The sequence below is a fragment of the Nocardia sp. NPDC049190 genome (assembly GCF_040648115.1).
Classification (GTDB): Bacteria; Actinomycetota; Actinomycetes; order Mycobacteriales; family Mycobacteriaceae; genus Nocardia.
In genome coordinates this window covers 1-20,383 of the sequence record NZ_JBEZDE010000065.1, presented here as the reverse complement: position 1 = coordinate 20,383, position 20,383 = coordinate 1, and the positions used below count along the sequence as shown (strand labels likewise).

The 20,383-nt window shown below is 66.0% G+C and carries 19 protein-coding genes and 1 pseudogene; 16 read left to right on the top strand and 4 right to left on the bottom strand.

Annotated features, from left to right (window positions below):
- Nucleotides 1-124 precede the first annotated feature (124 nt).
- The 10 genes from AB0B25_RS30440 (at nt 125) to AB0B25_RS30395 (ending at nt 7,996) form a co-directional block, all read left to right on the top strand.
- Complete coding sequence (locus AB0B25_RS30440) at nt 125-1,252, top strand: glycosyltransferase family 4 protein (RefSeq protein ID WP_357186796.1); 1,128 nt, start codon at nt 125-127, stop codon at nt 1,250-1,252.
- 29 nt (nt 1,253-1,281) lie between these two features.
- The gene (locus tag AB0B25_RS30435; RefSeq protein ID WP_357186793.1) at nt 1,282-1,665 is read left to right on the top strand and encodes a polyketide cyclase / dehydrase and lipid transport; all 384 of its coding nucleotides are present in this window, start codon (nt 1,282-1,284) and stop codon (nt 1,663-1,665) included.
- A gap of 40 nt (nt 1,666-1,705) precedes the next feature.
- On the top strand, nt 1,706-2,143 hold the full coding sequence (locus AB0B25_RS30430; RefSeq protein WP_357186790.1) for an SRPBCC family protein: 438 nt from the start codon (nt 1,706-1,708) through the stop codon (nt 2,141-2,143).
- Nucleotides 2,140-3,450 carry an ArsA family ATPase gene (locus AB0B25_RS30425; protein ID WP_357186805.1) on the top strand — a complete coding sequence of 437 codons (1,311 nt, stop codon included), beginning with the start codon at nt 2,140-2,142 and terminating at the stop codon, nt 3,448-3,450. Before AB0B25_RS30430 ends, AB0B25_RS30425 begins: the two co-directional genes overlap by 4 nt.
- Complete coding sequence (locus AB0B25_RS30420) at nt 3,440-3,853, top strand: hypothetical protein (protein ID WP_357186787.1); 414 nt, start codon at nt 3,440-3,442, stop codon at nt 3,851-3,853. Before AB0B25_RS30425 ends, AB0B25_RS30420 begins: the two co-directional genes overlap by 11 nt.
- Nucleotides 3,850-4,860, top strand: a complete 1,011-nt coding sequence (locus AB0B25_RS30415; protein ID WP_357186784.1) for an ROK family protein — start codon at nt 3,850-3,852, stop codon at nt 4,858-4,860. Before AB0B25_RS30420 ends, AB0B25_RS30415 begins: the two co-directional genes overlap by 4 nt.
- A 196-nt stretch (nt 4,861-5,056) precedes the next feature.
- Entirely contained in the window at nt 5,057-5,782 is a 726-nt protein-coding gene (locus AB0B25_RS30410; RefSeq protein WP_357186781.1) for a lysophospholipid acyltransferase family protein, read from the top strand.
- A 274-nt stretch (nt 5,783-6,056) separates the two neighbouring features.
- A complete protein-coding gene (locus tag AB0B25_RS30405) occupies nt 6,057-6,446 on the top strand; it encodes an alkaline phosphatase D family protein (protein WP_357186778.1) in 390 nt (129 codons plus the stop codon).
- Nucleotides 6,341-6,583: a hypothetical protein gene (locus AB0B25_RS30400; protein WP_357186808.1), complete on the top strand. Its 243-nt coding sequence runs from the start codon at nt 6,341-6,343 to the stop codon at nt 6,581-6,583. The genes AB0B25_RS30405 and AB0B25_RS30400 overlap by 106 nt, the downstream gene beginning before the upstream one ends.
- Before the next feature lie 132 nt (nt 6,584-6,715).
- A complete protein-coding gene (locus AB0B25_RS30395; RefSeq protein WP_357186775.1) occupies nt 6,716-7,996 on the top strand; it encodes an FAD-binding oxidoreductase in 1,281 nt (426 codons plus the stop codon).
- A 287-nt stretch (nt 7,997-8,283) separates the two neighbouring features.
- On the opposite strand, the gene AB0B25_RS30390 is transcribed toward AB0B25_RS30395, so the two are convergent.
- From AB0B25_RS30390 to AB0B25_RS30380, 3 genes are all read right to left on the bottom strand, one after another.
- On the bottom strand, nt 8,284-8,664 hold the full coding sequence (locus AB0B25_RS30390; protein ID WP_357186772.1) for a VOC family protein: 381 nt from the start codon (nt 8,662-8,664) through the stop codon (nt 8,284-8,286).
- A 420-nt stretch (nt 8,665-9,084) separates the two neighbouring features.
- A complete protein-coding gene (locus AB0B25_RS30385) occupies nt 9,085-9,501 on the bottom strand; it encodes a cytochrome c oxidase subunit 4 (protein ID WP_357075967.1) in 417 nt (138 codons plus the stop codon).
- A gap of 14 nt (nt 9,502-9,515) precedes the next feature.
- On the bottom strand, nt 9,516-10,607 hold the full coding sequence (locus AB0B25_RS30380; RefSeq protein ID WP_357186802.1) for a cytochrome c oxidase subunit II: 1,092 nt from the start codon (nt 10,605-10,607) through the stop codon (nt 9,516-9,518).
- Between the two features lie 362 nt (nt 10,608-10,969).
- Between AB0B25_RS30380 and asnB the strand changes: the two genes are divergently transcribed.
- Entirely contained in the window at nt 10,970-12,913 is a 1,944-nt protein-coding gene (gene asnB / locus AB0B25_RS30375) for an asparagine synthase (glutamine-hydrolyzing) (RefSeq protein ID WP_357186799.1), read from the top strand.
- Nucleotides 12,914-13,148: 235 nt separating this feature from the next.
- Here the strand turns inward: asnB and acs are convergent, their stop codons facing one another.
- Complete coding sequence (gene acs / locus AB0B25_RS30370) at nt 13,149-15,128, bottom strand: acetate--CoA ligase (protein WP_357186769.1); 1,980 nt, start codon at nt 15,126-15,128, stop codon at nt 13,149-13,151.
- Between the two features lie 192 nt (nt 15,129-15,320).
- Between acs and AB0B25_RS30365 the strand changes: the two genes are divergently transcribed.
- The 5 genes and pseudogenes from AB0B25_RS30365 to AB0B25_RS30345 form a co-directional block, all read left to right on the top strand.
- Nucleotides 15,321-15,962 carry a GntR family transcriptional regulator gene (locus tag AB0B25_RS30365; protein WP_357186765.1) on the top strand — a complete coding sequence of 214 codons (642 nt, stop codon included), beginning with the start codon at nt 15,321-15,323 and terminating at the stop codon, nt 15,960-15,962.
- A 31-nt stretch (nt 15,963-15,993) separates the two neighbouring features.
- Complete coding sequence (locus AB0B25_RS30360) at nt 15,994-17,283, top strand: cytosine permease (protein WP_357186762.1); 1,290 nt, start codon at nt 15,994-15,996, stop codon at nt 17,281-17,283.
- Between the two features lie 11 nt (nt 17,284-17,294).
- Entirely contained in the window at nt 17,295-18,761 is a 1,467-nt protein-coding gene (locus tag AB0B25_RS30355; protein ID WP_357186758.1) for an amidase, read from the top strand.
- A complete protein-coding gene (locus AB0B25_RS30350) occupies nt 18,758-19,579 on the top strand; it encodes a 5-oxoprolinase subunit PxpA (protein ID WP_357186755.1) in 822 nt (273 codons plus the stop codon). Before AB0B25_RS30355 ends, AB0B25_RS30350 begins: the two co-directional genes overlap by 4 nt.
- A 32-nt stretch (nt 19,580-19,611) precedes the next feature.
- Nucleotides 19,612-19,770: pseudogene (locus AB0B25_RS30345) on the top strand (fatty-acid--CoA ligase); the annotation flags it as partial.
- Nucleotides 19,771-20,383: the final 613 nt, after the last annotated feature.

The following is a 20,383-nucleotide window of genomic DNA, read 5'->3' as shown; positions in this document are numbered from 1 at the left end:
GTCCGAGCGGCCGAAGCGCCCGCGCCGAAGGCGCAAGTCTCGGCCGCTCGGACGCGAGCCACCAAGGGGCCGCGAACACGCAGCGCCGCAGGCGCCGCAAATCAAACACAGTATTTTGTTGCGCATGGCCCGAACTCTGCTGGTTACCAATGATTTCCCGCCGCGGCCGGGGGGTATCCAGTCGTATCTGCAAGCGTTGGCCGGCGAGTTGCCGCCGGATGACCTGGTGGTCTACGCTCCGCGCTGGCGCGGGGACAGCCATCTGAAGTTCGATGCCAACCAGAAGTTCCAGGTGGTTCGGCACCCCACCACGCTCATGCTGCCGACTCCGCTGGTACTGCGCCGTGCCACGCGCCTGCTGCGCAGCGAGAGGTGCGACACGGTCTGGTTCGGGGCGGCGGCGCCGCTCGCATTGATGTCGTCCGTGCTGCGTCGGGCGGGGGCCGAACGCATTCTGGCCAGCACGCACGGCCATGAGGTCGGCTGGTCGATGCTGCCTGGTGCGAGACAGGCGCTGCGCGCCATCGGCGAGCACACCGACGTGGTCACCTACGTCAGCCGTTACACACGCCGCCGGTTCGCCTCCGCGTTCGGGCCGAACGCCGCGTTGGAGTACCTGCCGCCCGGCGTGGACTCCGAAGTATTTCGGCCGGATCCGGCGGCGCGGGCGCATTTGCGCGACCGCTACGGTCTGGGTGACCGTCCGACGATCTTGTGCCTGTCTCGGTTGGTTCCGCGTAAAGGGCAGGACGCGCTGATCGTCGCCATGCGTGACATCCGCGAGCGGGTGCCGGGCGCGGTGCTCGTGATCGCGGGTGGCGGACCGTTCGAGGACAAGCTGCGTAGGCTGGCGATCACCGTGGGCGTCACCGACGATGTGGTGTTCACCGGCCGGGTTCCGTCCGGCGAGCTGGCCGCGCATCACACACTGGCCGATGTCTTCGCCATGCCGTGTCGGACCAGGGGCGCGGGTCTGGATGTGGAAGGCCTCGGCATCGTCTATCTGGAGGCTTCCGCGTCCGGGGTTCCGGTGGTGGCGGGCAATTCCGGCGGTGCGCCGGAGACGGTGATCGAGGGCAAGACCGGTCGTGTGGTGGATGGCCGCTCGGTGCCGCAGATCGCGGATGCGCTGGTGGAGATCCTGTCCGATCGGGATGCCGCGGCCCGGATGGGTGCGGCGGGTCGTGCGTTCGTAGAGCAGCAGTGGCGCTGGGACCGATTGGGCGCGCGCCTGCGACAGCTGCTGCGGTGATCCGCGCCGCATCCATTACGCTCAGCGGAGTGAGCAGTATCCAGGTCGCAGATCAGACCTTTGTCGCCGCATCGGGGTCCGCCGTCGCCGACCTGCTGACGGGACCGAACAATTGGCGCCGTTGGTGGCCGGATCTGACTTTGGACGTCCGAGAGGACCGGGGGGACAAAGGAATCCGCTGGTCGGTGCGCGGCGCACTGACCGGGACCATGGAAGTGTGGTTGGAACCCTCGATGGATGGGGTGATCCTGCATTATTTCCTGCACGCCGATCCGGAGCCCGCACTGCCCGCGGGCCGGCTCGCCGCGGCCAACCGGGCACGCCGGGTCGCGGGCAAGACCATGTCGTTCGAACTGAAGTCCCGGCTGGAGGCCGGCCGGCCGGCGGGTGTCGCGCCGGCGCAGGTTGCTTGACCTCCCCGTGAAACCGACGCTGAAAGGAATCGCTGTCCGCATGGCCGACAGGACCCAGAGGTCGATCATCATCGAGGCCCCGTCGCAGCAGGTGATGGCCGTCATCGCCGACCTGGAGTCCTACCCGGAGTGGGTATCGGCGGCGAAATCTGTCGAGGTGCTGGAGAAGGGGCCCGGTGGCCGGGCCAAGACCGCGCGCTTTGTGCTGGACGCCGGGGTGGTGAAGGACAACTATGTGCTGTCCTATACCTGGCGCGGCGACGCCAAGGCGGTCAGTTGGACGCTACTGAGCGGTGAATTGCAGAAAGCACAGAACGGGACCTACGAGCTGATCGATCAGCCCGACGGCGGCACCGAGGTGGTCTACACACTGACCGTCGATTTGACGATCCCGATGATCGGCATGTTCAAACGCAAGGCGGAGAAGGTGATCACCGACACCGCGCTGAAGGAACTGAAGAAACGGGTCGAAGGCTGACCGCGCACAAGACCCGGGTCGAGCTGTTCATCGGCAAGGGTGGGGTCGGCAAGACGACGCTTGCGTGTGCCGCGGCGATGTCGGAGGCCAGGTCGGGTCGCCGTGTGCTGATCGCCTCGCTCGATCAGGCGCATTCGCTCGGTGACGCGCTCGGCTTCCGCTTTCCGCACGATCCGGGGACGGTGAGCGGTGTCGCCACCGTTCTTCCCGGCCTCGACGTGATCGAGGTGGATTCGCTCGCGTTGCTCGAGGACCGGTTCCGCGAGGTGGTACGGATGATCTCGACCGGTCGCGGGCATGATCACGGGATCGATGTCGCTGCTCTGGATCCGGCCGAGCTCACCGGGCTACCCGGCGTACAGGAATTGTTGATGCTGGTCGAGATCGCGCAGTTCGCCGCGGAGGACGACTGGGATCTGATCGTCGTCGACTGCCCGCCCTCGGCGGACATGTTGCGCATCATCACAGCGCCGGACACCCTGCTCGGCTATCTCGAGCGGATCTGGCCGCCGCACGCGCGGGCGATGAGTGCCGTCGGCACCGATCTGCACCGCGCCGTGCTCGCGGCCGTGGTCGAGCGGATAGTCAAGGCGGTCACCGAGGTTCGCGATCTGCTGGCCGACCATGTGCGCACCGGAGCGTGGCTGATCACGGTCGCCGAGCGAGTAGCTGTGGCCGAGTCCGAGCGGGTGCGTTCCGCCGCGGCGCTACTGGGCTTGCGGTTGGACGCCGTGGTGGTGAACAAGGTGCTTCCCGAGGTCGCGCCGCCGAACGGTCCGGTCGAGGACCAGCACCCCGCGGTGCACTGGTATCTGAACCGGCACGGCGAACAGCTGGACGTGATCGCCGAATGGCGGGGCAAGATGCCAGGTATTCCCGTGGTGATCGCGCAGCACACCGGGCCGGAGCCGGTCGGGCTGAGTGCGCTGGCCGCGCTGTCGTACGCGGTGGGCTCGGCACGGAGCACCGGCGACGTCACGCTTATGCTGGGCGACATTCAGACGGAGGTCGACGCGGTTTCCGGCGGACCGGTGGTTCGATGGGAATCGGGTGCCGGGCTGCAGTCGGTGTACGCGTTGCGCATGCACCTGCCCGTAGTCGACGCCGCGACGCTGCGCCTTGGCCGAGTGGAGGACGATTTGATCGTGGGAGCGGATGGTGTCCGGCGCCGGGTGCGGTTGGCGCCGGTCTTACGGCGATGCGCGGTCGACGGCGCGGTGTTGGACGACGGCTATCTGGTTGTCCGATTCCGTCCCGATCCACTGGTCTGGTCGCACGCATCCGAAGGCCACGAACATGACCGCTGACGCGAACCCGCGCACGGGCGGGGAAAGGGCGCCGGATGAGATCGCCGAACTCGTCGCGGAGCTGAAGTTGCTCGCCGAGGCGGCGCTGGAGCGGGTCGAGCCGGTGCTGCGCGGCGCCGCCGAGGAGCGAACCGAATGGGCGAGTTGCAGCTGGTGTCCGGTGTGCGCGGCCGCGGCACTGGTGCGCGGCGAGCACCATGAGGTGCTCGCCGCGGTCGCCGAGCACGGCACCGCGATCGTCACCGTGCTGCGTGAGGCGCTGGCGGGGGTGCCGGTCGAGCCGGTACTGCGACCGGACGCCGACCCGGAAACCGGTGTGCCGCATCGGCACGCTTCGCGCGAGGACGCGGGCGATCACGCGCGTCCGCGGTACGTCGACATCCCGGTGACGATTCATCCATGACGCACCACATGACCGATGCGCGAGAGCTGACCGTCGGAATCGACGTCGGCGGCACCAACATTCGTGCCTCCGTGATCGACGGTGGCGGCGAGGTGCTCGACACCGTGCAGGCGCCCACCCCGCATTCGGCGCGAGCGCTGGAGGACGCGCTCGACCGTGCCGTCCGCGAGTTGTGTCGCAGACATCCGATCAGTGCGGTGGGGCTTGCCGTCGCGGGGTTCATCAACGGCGACCGTTCGACCGTCCGTTTCGCCCCGCATCTGCCCTGGCAGGACGCTCCGGTCGCGCAGCGACTCACCGAGCGCCTCGGACTGCCGGTGATCCTGGAGCACGACGCCAACGCGGCCATGTGGGCCGAGTATCGGTTCGGCGCCGCGGCGGGTGGGAGCAATGTGGTGCTCATCGCGATCGGCACCGGGATCGGCGCCGCCCTGCTCGTCGACGGCCAGCTGTATCGAGGAACGCACGGCGTCGCACCGGAACTCGGCCATCTGCAAGTGGTTCCGCAGGGACGAGCGTGCCCATGTGGCAAGCGCGGATGCTGGGAGCGGTACTGCAGCGGTACTGCGTTGGCCGACACCGCAATCGAGATGCTCGCCACCGACCCGGTGCGATCGGTGTTGGCCAAGGATGTGTTGCGTGACCCGGGCTCGCTGACCGGGCGGCGGGTCGCGGGCGCCGCGCAGGACGGCGATCCGCTCGCGGTGCGGGTGCTGGCCGACTTCGCCCGCTGGCTCGGGCTCGGGCTGGCCTTTGTCAGCGATATCTTCGATCCGGATCTCGTGGTCATCGCCGGTGGGGTCAGCAGTTCGGCGCCGCTGTTCCTGGACGAGGCACGGGAGGAGTACGCGCGAGCGGTCACCGGCGCGGGACACCGTCCGCTGGCTCGGATCCGGACCACCCAGTTGGGCGAGGCGGCGGGGATGATCGGCGCAGCCGACCTCGCCAGGGCCGCGCTGCCCGCCGGCGCTCGGAAATCCGCCCGCGTGGCGCGAAGCAGTCCTTGAGCGGGCGGCGGCCATTGTCACCGCGCGGCAAGACCTCGTCGCCATCGGCCGACACGCCGTCGGTCGTCGTCGGTCGTCGTCGAGATCGAACTGTGGTGAGATTCGCCTCTGCGGTTGGATGTGATCTTGCACCAGCGGTAAAGTCGGCAATTGACGCAGGTACCCGCTACTATCCCGGTCCCGGGGGAAGGACGTCATGTTCTACTGGCTGCTGAAGTTCGCGCTGCTGGGACCGTTCATTCATCTCTACAATCGGCCCACGGTCGAGGGTGTGGAGAACATTCCGGCGGACGGGCCGGCCATCATGGCGGGTAACCATCTCTCCTTCGCCGACTGGCTGTTCGCGCCGTTGCTGAGCCCTCGGCGGATCAACTACCTCGCCAAGGCCGAGTACTTCAATACCCCGGGCATCAAAGGCCGGTTCCAGAAGTTCTTCTTCAGCGCCTCGGGGCAGTACCCGATCGACCGCAGCGGCGCCGACGCTGCCGAGGACGCGCTCAACGCGGCGCGCAAGTTGCTCGACGAGGGCCGGCTGGTCGGTCTCTACCCGGAAGGCACCCGCTCGCCCGACGGCCGCCTGTACAAGGGCAAGACCGGGATGGCGCGGCTCGCACTGGAGACCGGTGTCCCGGTGATCCCGGTCGCCGTCACCGGCACCAACGAGGTCAGCCCGCCCGGACCATTCCGCTGGCGCCGCCGCAAGGTCACGGTCAAATTCGGCAAGGCGATCGACTTCTCCCGCTACGAGGGCATGGGCGGCAACCGCTTCGTCGAGCGCTCCGTCACCGACGAGGTGATGTACGAGCTGATGCAGCTGGGCGGCCAGGAGTACGTCGACGTCTACGCCGCCAGCCTGAAGAAGGGCGTGCCGAGCGGCAGCCGGCCCCGGGCGGCGCGTATTCCCGACACTGCGGCGAGCTGACCGGCGCCTTTTCGCCGGGCGACTGATGGTCCCGATGTCGGTGTGGACCGAGCTGTGCGGATTCCGGTCGACGGCCGATCCGAATACTGCGGTATCCACGCTCGGATTCCTGTGCGGCGTCACGCATGTCGGTGTGGACGTGCTCCGCCGACACCCGCCATGTCACATTCGGCCGCGGCGGTCGTCGACCAGCCCGGTACCGGTATCTGTCGTTCGCCGCCTCGAGCTCGGATCCGGCTAGGCGAAGGATTGCGGACCGCTGCTGGATATCTTCGTGCTGGATAGGCGTACCTACGGGGACGCCGATATCAGACCGATACGGTCGCATTTTGGTGCGGCGCAAACGGGGGTGGTCGATCGACAGTCCGCGCCGGTCGCCGGCGGCCTGGAAGATCATTGCCAACGACCTGCCGCTCGCCCTGGTCGTCAAGGACGGTGGACACACCACCGTCGTGTACGAGCATTCGCCAACGGCTCCCCCGGCGTGCCGTCGGATCGCGAGAGCGAAATCGCCCGTGTGCTCGCGGCGAACAAGGCGAACAAGGTCGCCAACGTCGTATGGTTCACCGCGGACGTGCGCTATACGGCGGCGCACCACCATCCACCCGACCACGCGGCGTTCACGACTTCGACGAGTTCTGGGAGTTCGTCTCCGGGTCGCTGAACGCCGGCCCACACGGCCCGAATCCGCTCGACGGCACGTTCGGCCCAGCGGCGGTGTTCGTCCATGCGCCGCTGGAGCAGAACAACCCACCGCTGGATGCCTACCAACAATTCGGCGAGGCGCGGATCGGCGGGTAGTAGGCAGGAACTGACCGTCGACCTGGGCGACGCGCGCGGATCCGTCCTGTTCGGCAAGCGCCTCGCGCTCCCGGTCCGGTAACCCCGATTCGGGTGCGCGTCCCGGGCCGCGCTGTGGTTAGCTTTCGTGCCATGAGCACGCCGCAGATTGTCTCCAACGCCGAAGAATTTCTCCCCCGTGATACCGCCGATGTCGTTCGCACGATTAGGGATTCACGCGGGCGATCGGAACGGCTGATGGTCCGCGGCGGCGAGCTGATCGATGAGGGTCTTGCACTGCCCGCCCAGCCGACCGTCGTCTCGCTGCGCCGGATGGACCAGGTGCTGGACATCAACCTGGGCAGGCGCACCGTCCGGGTGCAAGCGGGCGCCAAGCTGTCGGACGTCGACCGCAGGCTCGGTGCGCACGGGCTCGGCCTGCCCGTCGTCGGCGACCACCGCGACATCACCGCGGGCGGCTTCGCCTCGGTCGGCGGCGTCAGCGCCGCCTCGCACAAGTACGGCTTGTTCATCGACCAGATCGTCGATCTGGAATACGTGGACATCGACGGGCGCATCGGCACCTGCGGCCGCACCCACCACACCGAGCGGTTCCAGCGCATCCTCGGTGCGGGCGGACGCGCGGGCATCATCACCGCGCTCACCCTGGACGCGATCGAGGTCGACAAGGCACACACCTGGCTGACCACCACCGCAGACCGATTCCTCGACTTCGACTCGTTCGTCGAGCACGCCTACGCCGAGATTGCCCGGCCCGGCACGTCCGCCCTGCAAGTCGGCCGCTGGGTCGATACCGCACCGCTGAAGGTGGCGCGTCCGGTCGGCACCGGACACGTGCAACTGGGCACCGTGCGTTTCGGCCAGTGGTCGAGTCTGCACCCCACGGCCCCCACCCGATCGCTTCGGGCTCGACGTGAAGTCGGATCGCGGGCTCGGAAATCGCTGGGCGCCATCGCCTCCGCCGCGGGCGGCAAAGCCGGCACTCCGGTGCGCAACGCCGCCGCCGGCGCGGTGCTGTTCGCACCGAAGGTGCAGACCCTGCGCGACGCCGAGTATCTGGCCGACACGGCCCTCAGCTCCTCCGAGCGTGGACCGGCCTACCGGGTGGGCATTTTCGCGCCGCTGTCGAGCTATACGTCGGTGTTCTACCGTCTGCACGATCTGTTCGCGGGGCACCGTGAGCGCACCGGCTGCTTCACGGTGATCTCCGCGATGACCTACGGCGTGCGCTCGCGCTACCTGCGCTCGGAATCGGCCGCCCGCGGCCTACCTCCCGAGGACCACGGACTGATCACCTTCACGTGCCGGTTGCGGCCTGCTGCGGTGCCTTCGGAACTGCTGCGCGACATCGTCTCCGGCATCGATGAGATCTGCCGCTCGGAGAATGCGCTGCGCTACGAAAACTGTGTTTAACCACTGTGTGTGGTTCGTAGCGCCTGCGGGGCCTCGGTGCTCGCAAAACAGCGCTTACCGGCGGAGGAAGCGCGGTATTCGTCCCGACTCTTCGTAAAACCGACCTTGGTGTGTGGTGCGAGTTCTGTCGGTCAGTCTGGCGCGGGGCACTCGTGCACGCGCTGGAGGCGGCGTTGGCGACGTCGTAGGAGCCTGTCGCAGCGGCCCCCTCGGTGTCCGACACTCCCGTCGTACCGGACTCCGAGGCCGGCCGGGGTTCCTGGGTGTCGAGGCGTGACCGATGGGTGTCAGAGTGGGTTGAGCCGGGCCGCGAGCAGGCAGAACTCATTACCTTCGGGGTCGGCCAGGACATGCCACTGCTCTTGCCCGGTCTGGCCGATGTCGGCCGGGCGGGCGCCGAGCTTCAGAAGGCGTTCGAGTTCGGCGTCCTGATCGCGGTCGGTCGCGTTTACGTCGATGTGCAGCCGGGATTTCCCCTGCTCCGGCTGATCCCTACGACTGAGGATGATCGTCGGCTGCGGTCCGCCGAACCCTTCGCGCGGCCCGATCTCCACCGAGCCGTCGTCCTCGCGATCGAGCACGACGAAGTCCAGGACCGCACACCAGAACCGCGCCAGCATCTCAGGGTCGCGGCAACCGAGCACGAGCTCACTGATACGACATGCCATCAACGAACCTGCTCTCAGCCTGGAAACTGCCAGGAAGACCGCGCGCGGACCTCATGGGCCCCAGCAGTGAAAACAATCCCGCAACTGTACCGGACGAGACGATGCCCAAGCGAAATGATTCCAGCGCCGCCCCCTGTCCGGACAGCCCGGCGAGGCCGCTGGTCGTGCCAGGAAAAGCTGACTTCGAGACACGACCAGCCGAGGACGCGTCGCTGTCAGGGTGTTGATGATCCCCGGAAAGCAGACGAGGGCCCCGAGTCGATCGACTCGGGGCCCTCGTCACGAAACTCACGGCTGATGCCACACAAGCATCGCTGACCTACCAGGCGGCCAGAACCAAGCCAAGCGTTTCACCGCCGGTTCGACCCGACATGCCGCGGTACCCGACAACCAGCGGCACATCCGCCGACCAGGGTGAGTTCAGTGCTTTTCCGGGCCGAGGTAGTACTCGAACACCAGACCGGCGGCCGCGACCAGGATGCAGACGACGCCGATGCCGATCAACCAGAACTGGAAGAACGCCAGACCGAGTGCGGTCACCGAACCGGCTGCGGCCAGGGTGATCGGCCAGAAGCTGCCGGGCGAGAAGAAGCCGAGGTCACCGGCACCGTCCACGATCTCGGCGTCCTCGTAGTCCTCTGGACGCAGATCGAGTCGGCGTGCGACGAAACGGAAGTAGGTGCCGATGATCAGCGACAGGCCCGCGGTCAGCACGGTGGCGGTGGTGCCCGCCCACTCCACGCCGGTGCGCGACTGGCCGGTGAAGAAGCCGTAGACCACCGCCACGATGATGAAGAACACCGTGAGCAGTTCGAAAATCCGCGCTTCGATCTTCATGTCAGATCAGTTCCTCACTTGCTCTCGGCCGCGGCCGCGCTCTTGGTGTCGCGCTTGGTATCGAACGGCGTGGTGGAGGTGGCGACAGGGGACTCACCGATGGACCCGAGCGCCTCGGCGTTGGTCTTGCCCGCCTTACGCGCGTCCAGGTACTTGGTGAACTTCTCCGGCGAGACCGCGCGGACCTCGAAGTTCATCATCGAGTGGAAGGTGCCGCACATCTCGGCGCAGCGGCCGACGAACGCGCCCTCCTTCTCGATCTCGGTGATCTGGAAGACGTTGTCGGAGTGGTTTTCCTTCGGATTCGGCATCACGTCGCGCTTGAACAAGAACTCCGGCACCCAGAAGGCGTGCACCACGTCCGCGGCGGCGAGCTGGAATTCGATGACTTTGTTGGTCGGCAGCACCAGAACCGGAATCTCGGAGCTGGAGCCGATCGTCTCGACCTTGTCGTAGTGCAGGTAGGACAGGATGTCGTTGTCCGGCTTGCCGTGTACCGGGCCCGGCTGGGGGTGACCGTCCTTGGTGCGTTCTTTGTACTCCTCGAGCTGCTCCTGGTTCGCGGCCTCACGCGTGGTGTCGATGCCGTCGAACTTGTAGCCATCCTTGAAGTCGACTTCGCGGTAGCCGAACTTCCAGTTCCACTGGAAGGCGGTCACGTCGATCGTCACGTCGGGGTCGGCCACCTTGTCGTGCACGTAGTTCTGTACGACAACGGTGAAGTAGAACAGCACCGCGATGATGACGAACGGGATCGCTGTGTAGGTCAGCTCCAGCGGCACGTTGTAGCCGGTCTGCCGGGGGAACTCCGGCGAGTCCGCCTTCTTGCGATGGAAGGCGACCGTCCAGAAGGTCAGGCCCCAGACCAGGACGCCCATGGCCAGCGCGGCGATGACCGACCAGGTCCACAGCTCGCGCATCCGGGTGGCCTGCGGCGTGACGCCCGAGGGCCAACCGAACCTCAGCCAAACATTGTCGATCGAGCAGCCCGAGACGAGCACCGCGGTGATCCCCAAGGACACCGCCAGCCCGGCCCGCCGAAGGATGCGGCCCTGCCGACCCCGGGCGGGTCGTGCCCCGATCTCTTCGCTCGCCTTGTGCGCCACGCTCACGCCTTCCTGGTCGCCACACATTCCGACAGTGCATTGTCAGGGTTGCGATCACCCTTGACAATGCATCTTCAGCACGTTTCAGGGCCCCTCCGGGCCGGCGCGACAGCGCACGGGTCGCCTGAGAGAGACCTGAGTACTACGCAGCGTAGACCAAACGGACGGCTGGTCCGTCGTCGGGTCGGATTCGACACCCCACCCGACCGTGCCGGGGTCACCGCCACCGGCGTGTCCGACCCGGACGCGGTGCGCATGCCACGCGGACCCGGTGCGTGCGGCATACTCGGACAGTAGATTTCATCCCCGCGCTCCGCTCGGTGAGCGCGTACCCGACTGCGCGAAACGAGGTTGCCGACGCCGTGTGTGGACTGCTCGGATTTCTGACATCTGACGAGGCAGCACCTGGCACGGTGGAGCAGGTCTACGAAGCCTTGCACTGCGTGCGCCACCGCGGCCCCGACGAGCGCGGCACCTGGCACGACGATCACCTGATCGTCGGCTTCAACCGGCTGTCGATCATCGACATCGAGCACTCGCACCAGCCGCTGCGCTGGGGTCCGCCGGACAACCCGGACCGCTACGCGCTGACTTTCAACGGCGAGATCTACAACTACCTGGAGCTGCGCGCGGAGATCGCCGACGCGCATGCCGCCGACTTCCCGGACGGGACGATCTTCCGCACCGAAGGTGACAGCGAGGCGATCGTCGCCGCATTCCACTACTGGGGCCCCGAGGCGGTGCGTCGACTGCGCGGCATGTTCGCGTTCGCCATCTGGGATACCGAAACCGAGGAACTGTTCCTCGCGCGCGACCCGTTCGGTATCAAGCCGCTGTTCCTGGCGACCGGGCCGGGCGGCACCGCGTTCGGCAGCGAGAAGAAGAGCCTGCTGCAGCTGCTGCCCGCACTGGGGCTGAGCGACGACCTGGATCCGCGGGCCCTCGAGCACTACACGGTGCTGCAGTACGTGCCGGAGCCCGAAACGTTGCACAAGGACGTGCGCAGGCTCGAATCGGGCAGCTACGCCACCGTACGGCCTGGCGCGGCGCCCGCGATCGCCCGCTGCTTCACCCCGAAGTTCCAGGTCCGCCCGTTCGCACCGGGCTCGGCGGCGGCACGCTACCGGGAGATCGGCGCCGCGCTCGAGGACTCCGTCGCCAAACACATGCGTGCGGACGTCACCGTCGGCTCGTTTCTGTCCGGTGGCATCGACTCCACCGCGGTCGCGGCACTGGCGATGCGGCACAACCCGAAGCTGATCACCTTCACCACCGGGTTCGAGCGCGAAGGCTACTCCGAGGTGGACGTGGCCGCCGAGAGCGCCGAGGCGATCGGCGCCCGCCACATCGTCAAGGTCGTCTCCCCCGCCGAATTCGCCGCCGCGATTCCCGAAATCGTCTGGTACCTCGACGATCCGGTGGCCGATCCGGCGCTCGTTCCGCTGTACTTCGTGGCCAAGGAAGCCCGTAAGCATGTCAAGGTGGTGCTCTCCGGCGAGGGCGCGGACGAGCTGTTCGGCGGATACACCATCTACCGGGAACCGTTGTCGCTGAAACCCTTCGAGCGCCTGCCCAGCGGGCTGCGCAGGCTGGCAGGCAAGCTGTCGGAACGGATTCCGGACGGCACCCGGGGCAAGAGCCTGCTGCACCGCGGTTCACTCCCCCTGGAGCAGCGTTACTACGGCAACGCGCGCAGTTTCAACGACGCCCAATTGCGTGCGGTGCTGCGCGAATTCCGCCCGGAATGGACCCACCAGGACGTCACCGCGCCGCTGTACGCCCAATCCCGCGGCTGGGACCCGGTGGCGCGCATGCAGCACTTGGACCTGTTCACCTGGCTGCGGGGCGACATCCTGGTCAAGGCGGACAAGATGACCATGGCCAACTCGCTCGAGCTGCGCGTACCGTTCCTGGACACCGAGGTACTGCGGGTCGCCGAAGGAATTCCGTTCGATCAGAAGATCACCAAGGAGACCACCAAGTACGCGCTGCGCCAGGCATTGGAGGGCATCGTGCCGCCGCACGTGCTGCATCGCGCCAAACTGGGCTTCCCGGTTCCGTTGCGGCACTGGTTGCGCGGCACCGAACTCTATGACTGGGCCCAGCAGCAGATCGCCGAGTCGCAGACCGACCACCTGCTGAACAAGCGCGCGATCAGCGACATGCTCGTCGCGCACCGGGCCGGAACCTCCGACCACAGCCGCAGACTGTGGACTCTGTTGGTGTTCATGGTGTGGCACGGCATCTTCGTCGAAGACCGGATCAAACCGGAGATCCAGGAGCCGGTGTACCCGGTCTCGCTGTAGCCCCCTCGCCGGGTATTCAGGCCGCACTAGTCGAGTAACACCCGGTGTCGTTCAGGTCCTGCGTCGAGTGGTACGCGAGTTCTGGGTGTTCCCGACGAGTACCAATGTGCCCCCGAAACGCATATCCGCCGGTCATGGTGCCGGCGACCGGGGTCGGGGGCGACGCACGGCGACATTCCTCGACGAGGCGGCCGCGCTGTGCGCGAATGTCGCCGCGGTCGCCGGGCAACTGGGTCTACCTGCTCGCTCCAGCGGCGCGTTCGGCGAGCAAGCGCATCACGCCCGGGTCCGCCAGGGTTGTGACGTCACCGATGGGACGGTTCTCGGCAATGTCACGGAGTAGGCGGCGCATGATCTTGCCCGAGCGGGTCTTGGGGAGTTCAGGGATGATCATGATTTGTCGTGGTTTGGCGATCGCGCCGATCTCGTGGGCGACATGGTCGCGCAGTTCGGTGATGATATGCTCGCCGCCGTCGCCGGCGGACTCCCTCAGGATCACATAGGCGCAGACCGTTTGACCGGTGATCTGGTCGGTAGCGCCGACCACCGCAGCCTCTGCGACCTTCGGGTGTGCGGCGAGGGCGGACTCGATCTCGGTGGTGGAAAGCCGGTGGCCCGAGACATTCAAGACGTCGTCGACGCGGCCGAGTATCCAGATGTGGCCCTCGGCATCCTTTTTGGCGCCGTCACCGGCAAAGTACTTCCCTGGCCAGCGCGACCAGTAAGTCTCCTCGAAGCGCTGGTCGTCACGCCACAATGTGCGCAGCATCGCGGGCCATGGCTCCTCGAGCACGAGGTAGCCACTGGACCCCGGCGATACGGAGTTGCCCTCGTCGTCGACCACATCCGCAACGATGCCCGGCACCGCGGTCATCGCCGAGCCTGGTTTCGCGGTGGTCACGCCCGGTAGAGGCGAGATCATGATCGAGCCTGTCTCGGTCTGCCACCAGGTGTCCACGACCGGCGTGCGCCCACCGCCGATGGTCTCGCGGTACCAGACGTAGGCTTCCGGGTTGATCGGCTCACCAACGGACCCGAGTAGCCGCAGCGAGGACAGGTCGAAGTTCGCGGGGATGTCGTCGCCCCATTTCATGAACGTCCGGATCGCGGTCGGTGCCGTGTAGAGGATCGTCACGCCGTACTGCTCGATGATCTCCCACCAGCGGCCCTTGTGCGGGGAGTCCGGCGTGCCTTCGTACAGCACGGAGGTGGTCCGGTTCGCGAGTGGCCCGTATACCAGGTAGCTGTGTCCGGTAACCCAGCCGATGTCCGCGGTGCACCAGTAGATGTCGGTTTCAGCTTTGAGGTCGAAAACGCCCCAGTGCGTGTACGCCGCGGCGACCAGATAGCCACCGGAAGTGTGCAGAATGCCTTTCGGCTTGCCGGTCGTGCCGGAGGTGTACATGACGTACAGCGGATGCTCGGCGTCGAAGAACTCGCAGGCGTGTTCGGTGGACTGTTGCTCGACCAGATCGTGCCACCACACATCGCGGCCGCCGTTTTCCACTGGCTTCCATCGCACTTCCTGCCCGGTGCGACGTACGACCAGCACTCGAGAGACGGTATGGCCGGTCTTTTCCGCGATCGCGCACGCTTCGTCGACGGTCGGCTTGAGCGCTGACGGCGCGCCGCGACGGTAGCCGCCGTCGGCGGTAACGACGACACGCGCATCGCAATCGGCAATACGACTGGCCAGCGCTTCGGCCGAGAAACCGCCGAACACGACGGTGTGCGGGGCGCCGAGGCGAGCACAGGCCAGCATGGTCACGACCGTCTCGGGGATCATCGGCATGTAGATCGCGACCCGGTCGCCGGTGCCGACACCGAGCTCGATCAGCGCGTTGGCCGCCTTGCAGACCTCGTCCTTCAGCTCCGCGTACGTGATATCCCGGCGGTCGCCGTCCGGCTCGCCGACCCAGTGGAACGCAACCTTGTCACCTGCGCCGGCCCGCACGTGCCGGTCGACACAGTTGTAGGCGACGTTGAGCCGAGCCCCGACGAACCACTTCGCGAACGGCGGATTGTCCCAGTCCAGAACCCGTTCCCAGGGGGTCTCCCAGTCGATCCGGCCCGCCTGCCGCTCCCAGAAGGCGAACCGATCCGCGGCAGCTTCTAGGTAAGCCGCGGCGGTCAGGTTCGCCTTTTCCGCGAAATCGGCCGGCGGGACGAACCTGCGGCTCTCGAGCGTCACGTTGGGCAAGGTCTCGTCGGTCATCCAGGAACTCCTCGATCAGTCGACTCTGCGCCGGCAGAATCGACCGCGCGATGTGTGATGTGTGATGTGTGATGTGTGATCACAGAATCTACGCCCGATGGTCAAGCTTGACAAGAGATCCGATGAGGGTCTTGCCGACCGGCGGCCCGTCGTGTTTCGATATGTGATCACACATCACAAATCGAGGTGACTATGGATCTGAAGCCGATCACTGTTGGCACGGTCAACGACGAGGTCCGCGACCGGCTACACCGCTGGATCGCCAGCGGTAGCCTCAGCCCCGGGACGAAGATCTCGATCCGCTCGATCGCCGACAGCCTCGGCGTCAGTACGATGCCGGTCCGTGAAGCGCTGCGTGTACTCCAGGCCGAGGGATTGGTTACCTTCGAACGGCGCAGTGTAACGGTCACGCGTCTGACCAAAGACCAAGTGGCGCAGGTCTTCCAGATCCGCCTCCGACTCGAACAGCTGGCTACGGAATGGGCCATCGAACAGGTCGACGATGACGACATTGCCGATCTCGAGGAAATCCTGGACCGGATGGGCGCGGGCGACATCGGCGTCGAAGAGTGGCGGAATCTCAACCAGGACTTCCACCGGAGGTTCTACGACTGCGCCAGCAGCCCGCACCTGCTCGATCTGATTCGCAATGTGTGGGACAAGGTCGAGCCCTATATGGCGATCTACGCGTCCACGGTCGACGATTTCCGCGAGGCGCACCGGCAGCACCTGGAAATTCTCAGCCTGATTCGGGCCCGAGATCTGGCGGGACTGCTGACGAAGATCGAAGAACATCTCGACTACACGGCGCGAACCATCTCGCAAGCTCTCTGAATACAATTTCCATAATTTGAGGTAGACAACGATGTCCGAACCACTTCACGTCGCGAAATCCGACGAGGAATTCGAAACCGAGCCCGTGCCGACGAACCGACGGCGTTCTTTGCTGTCGGTCGCCAGCGTATGGGCCGGCTTTCCGATGATCATCACCGGTGCGGTGACCGGCGCGACACTCGTCCATGGACTCGGTTTCGGTCGTGGACTGTTGGCCATCGTGATCGGCAACCTGATGCTGTTCGCCTATGTCGGCACGCTGAGCGCGCTGGCAGCCAAACGGGGAGTCAACTTCTCACTGCAGGCTTCCCGCACCTTCGGGCGTATCGGCTACATCGCATGCTCAGCGCTGCTGTCCACCCTGGTGCTGGGCTGGTTCGCGGTCCAAACCGGCCTCGTCGGCGCGAGTATGTCCAGCGCTTTCGCGGTGAACACCGTCGTCATCGTCCTCATCGCCGGTGCATTGTTCACCGGATTCACCCTACTGGGCATTCGTGCGTTGTCCTTGATCGGCGCGATCTCGGTGCCGTTGTTCCTAATTCTGGGCATATTCGCGGCGGCCGACGCAGCGAAGGGCGGATCGCATATCTGGCGCTATGATGGCGACCCGGCCCGGTCGATCGCATTCGGCACGGGTATAACGTTGGTGTTCGCGCTCTTCGCCGACTCGGGCACCATGACCGCGGATTTCACCCGCTGGGCCAAGAATTCACGCCACGCATGGCTGGCCACCGCTTCGGCCTTTCCTGTGGCCAACGTCGTGGCGATGCTTATCGGCGGCGTCGTCGCCGCGGCGAGCCGGACCTCGTCCGGTGACATTTTCGGCATCATCGTCAACCGTGGCGGGTTCCTCACGGTCGTCGCGGTGGCATTCCTGTTCATCAACCTCGGTTCGGTGTGCGCGCACTGCCTGTACAACTCCGCAATAGGATGGTCCACCATTTTCAAGGGTCGAATGCGTTCCCTTACACTGGTGCTCGGCGCCCTCGGTATCGTGATCGCGGCGCTGGGTATCTGGAACTATTTCATCAATTGGCTCAATCTACTGGGTGTGATCGTGCCGCCCATCGGGATGATCATTCTGGTCGACCAGGCGTTCCTGCGGCGCGGTGACGATGTCGAGACACCACAGGTCCGCTGGCAACCGTTCGCCGCGTGGGCTATCGCGTCAGGAATAGCGCTCGCCGTGAACTACCTGACTCCCGGCCTGTCCGCCGCACTCACCGGGCTGGTCTGCGCTGCAATCGCATATTGGCTGTTCAGCCTCATTCCCACCAGCAAATCCACCCCAGTCGCGGTCGCGGTCGCGGCTGCAGAATGAAGGGGCATCACGTGACATTCGCGGAACTCACCATCGATGAATTACATACCGCCCTGCGGGATCGCCGGATCACCTCGATGGAACTCGTCGACTGGTATCTGGCACGTATCGACGCACAGGACAAAGCGGGTGCCGCGATCCAGGCGATCGTGACGGTGAATCCCCGTGCCAGGGACGAGGCGGCTGAACGCGACCGTTACCTGTCCGAACACGGCGACCTGGCCGGGCCACTGCACGGAGTACCGGTCCTGGTCAAGGACCAAGCCGAAACCGCAGGCCTGCGTACGACTTTCGGCTCGAAGCTCTTCGAGGACTACGTCCCGGAGGCGGACGCAACGGTCATCGAGAGGCTCCGCGCCGCCGGGGCCATCATCCTCGCCAAGACCGCGATGTGCGATCTAGCCGCCGGTTGGTTCTCGTCGTCGTCGCTGACCGATCACACGAAGAACCCCTACCAACCGGATCGCGAAGCCGGCGGATCGAGCGCGGGTACCGGTGCGGGCCTGGCTGCCGACTTCGGACTGGCCGGGATCGGCGAGGACACCGGCGGGTCGATCCGCATTCCGGCCTCGTTCAACAACGTCTTCGGTCTGAGGGTGACCACCGGACTGGTCAGCCGCGCCGGTTTCTCGCCACTGGTTCATTTCCAGGACACTCCGGGACCGATGGGCCGGACGGTCGCCGACCTCGCGCGGGTGCTCGACGCCATCGTCGGTTACGACCCGGCCGATCCCTTCACCGCCGTGGCCTGGCCGTCGGCCGGTGGGTATGCCAACGCACTCGACGAGGCGACCCCCCTCGGCGCCTTCCGGTGTGGCGTACTGGAAACCGGGTTCGGCTCAGGACCTGATGCCGAGCCGGTCAGCACTGTCATCCGCGACGCGGTAGCACGGCTGACCGAGTGGGGCACCGATATCGTTGCGGGCCTCGAGATCGAGAACCTGCCCGACTGGATCGCCGACACATCCGTGTACGTCAAACAGTCGAAGTCCGACATCTCCCGCTTTCTCGCGGCACGGCCGGCGGCGCCGGTCCACGACTTCGCATCGGTCTACGACAGCGGCGTGTTCCACCCGTTCAACGACCTGTTCCACGGCATTGCCACCGGTCCGGACGACATCGAACGCGACAGCGAGTCCCAGCGGCTACGGCTCAACCAAGAGCGTTTCCGCCGGCTCGTGCTGAACATCTTCGCAGCCAACCGGCTCGACTTCCTGGTCTACCCGACGGTGCAGGTCATACCGCCCACGCGGGCGGAACTCCTCGCGAAGAAGTACAGCGCGCTGACCTTCCCCACCAACACGGTCATCGGCTCCCAGGCCGGGCTACCCGCGATGTCCATCCCTGCCGGGTTCACCCGCGACGGGCTGCCGGTCGGCATGGAGTTGCTCGGAACCCCGCATGCGGAGCGGAGAATGCTGCAGTTCGCGCAGGCCTGGGAAAAGGCCGCCCGCCCTCGGAAGGCGCCGACGCTGTGAACGCGCGGAGAATCGACCTCAACGCTGACCTCGGCGAAAGCTTCGGCGTCTACTCCTACGGTGCCGACGAGGCGATGATGCAGTTGATCACGTCCGCCAATGTGGCATGTGGGTTCCACGGAGGCGACCCTCTGGTGATCCAGGAATCGGTGCGGCTGGCCTGCGAACGCGGCGTGCGCATCGGCGCACACGTCGGCCTGCCGGACCGGCTGGGCTTCGGCCGGCGGGAGATGGCGATCTCTGCGGCCGAGGCGTACACGTTCACGCTGTACCAGATCGGGGCGCTGGACGCTTTCCTGCGCCCACACGGGATTTGCCTGGCTCATGTGAAGCCGCACGGCGCCCTCTACATGATGGCCGCGCGAAATTCCGCGTTGGCCGCGGCTGTTGCGCAGGCCGTGACCGACTTCGACCCTCGATTAGCGATCTATACCCTCCCGGATTCGGCGCTGGCGGCGCAGGGCCGCGCGCTCGGCTTGCGTGTGGTCGGTGAGTTCTTCGCTGATCGACCGTATACCGGCACCGAGGTCACGATGTTCGGTTGGACCACCGATCAGCTCGGCGAACCCGAGGACGCCGCCGACCGGGTCGATGCGATGCTCGCGGACACCCGGTTTCGCGAAGTCGACACCGTCTGCGTGCACAGCGACACCCCACGCGCACCGCACATCATGGCCGTAGTACGCAATCGTCTGATCGACAAAGGCCTGGAGGTCACGCAGACCGGCCCAGATAATCCGGCGTCCACCCCCGCCGAGCGACGCGCGCGCGATGCCGCACCCGGTCGGCCCGAACCTGTGATCCGAGAAGGCATCTGACAAAACTTCAACCGGGAGCGTATTTCCGGAACGGCAGCCACGTGGACGAGGACGGATTCTTCTTCGCCGTCGACCGCATCAAGGACATGAGCATCACCGGCGGTGAGAACGTGTACTCGGTCGAGGTCGAGAACGTCATCACCGCACATCCTGCTGTCGCGCAATGTGCGGCGATCGCTCTACCCGACGACTGATGGGGCGGGTGGATCTTGCCGTCGCCGGATCCAGAGCGCCGAGCAGGTGCCGCACGCCCTGGGTACGCCGGTAGGTCGCTCGCAACCATCTTGGGTTCGTCGCGGAAACCAGCCACGACCAGCGCGGGGTTGGAGGTTCAGCGGCCCGAACTCGTCCACACAGACCACCCGTCCATCGGTGGGTGGATGGTCATAGAGGTCCACGACGCGGTTCATCTTCGCGGTGAACTCGGGGTCGGTGCCCGCGTTCCAGGTCTTGACCGCCTGCCACACCCCTCCGCTTTGCGGATCTTGTGCAGAGTTTCGCGGCTGATCTCAGCGATTCCGTTGGTGAGCAACACTTCTCGCAGTTTCGACAGAATCTGCAACCGGCGCCCCGGCCTCCGGGGCCACCGTCCGCACAAACACTCCCGGCCTCCGAGCCACCGACACCATCTCCACCGGCAGCATCACCTACCACATGCCCACGATCGACCCGACACCTAATTACCGGGGCAACCTACTTGGACGAGGCACTAGTGTGTCGCGCCTGAAATCAGGCAAGTAAGTTGATATTTTGTTTGTGTGTCGCATCGTGGACCTTCTGCTGTTGAGATCACGCTGTCCGATG

What these genes read in the sequence shown, in the direction of transcription:
- AB0B25_RS30440 (WP_357186796.1), top strand. Translation starts at nt 125, where the DNA reads ATGGCCCGAACTCTGCTGGTTACCAATGATTTCCCGCCGCGGCCGGGG.
- AB0B25_RS30410 (WP_357186781.1), top strand. Translation starts at nt 5,057, where the DNA reads ATGTTCTACTGGCTGCTGAAGTTCGCGCTGCTGGGACCGTTCATTCAT.
- AB0B25_RS30385 (WP_357075967.1), bottom strand. Translation starts at nt 9,501, where the DNA reads ATGAAGATCGAAGCGCGGATTTTCGAACTGCTCACGGTGTTCTTCATC.
- AB0B25_RS30400 (WP_357186808.1), top strand. Translation starts at nt 6,341, where the DNA reads ATGGTTCACCGCGGACGTGCGCTATACGGCGGCGCACCACCATCCACC.
- AB0B25_RS30415 (WP_357186784.1), top strand. Translation starts at nt 3,850, where the DNA reads ATGACGCACCACATGACCGATGCGCGAGAGCTGACCGTCGGAATCGAC.
- acs (WP_357186769.1), bottom strand. Translation starts at nt 15,128, where the DNA reads ATGACCGACGAGACCTTGCCCAACGTGACGCTCGAGAGCCGCAGGTTC.
- AB0B25_RS30360 (WP_357186762.1), top strand. Translation starts at nt 15,994, where the DNA reads ATGTCCGAACCACTTCACGTCGCGAAATCCGACGAGGAATTCGAAACC.
- AB0B25_RS30365 (WP_357186765.1), top strand. Translation starts at nt 15,321, where the DNA reads ATGGATCTGAAGCCGATCACTGTTGGCACGGTCAACGACGAGGTCCGC.
- AB0B25_RS30430 (WP_357186790.1), top strand. Translation starts at nt 1,706, where the DNA reads ATGGCCGACAGGACCCAGAGGTCGATCATCATCGAGGCCCCGTCGCAG.
- AB0B25_RS30395 (WP_357186775.1), top strand. Translation starts at nt 6,716, where the DNA reads ATGAGCACGCCGCAGATTGTCTCCAACGCCGAAGAATTTCTCCCCCGT.
- AB0B25_RS30420 (WP_357186787.1), top strand. Translation starts at nt 3,440, where the DNA reads ATGACCGCTGACGCGAACCCGCGCACGGGCGGGGAAAGGGCGCCGGAT.
- AB0B25_RS30390 (WP_357186772.1), bottom strand. Translation starts at nt 8,664, where the DNA reads ATGGCATGTCGTATCAGTGAGCTCGTGCTCGGTTGCCGCGACCCTGAG.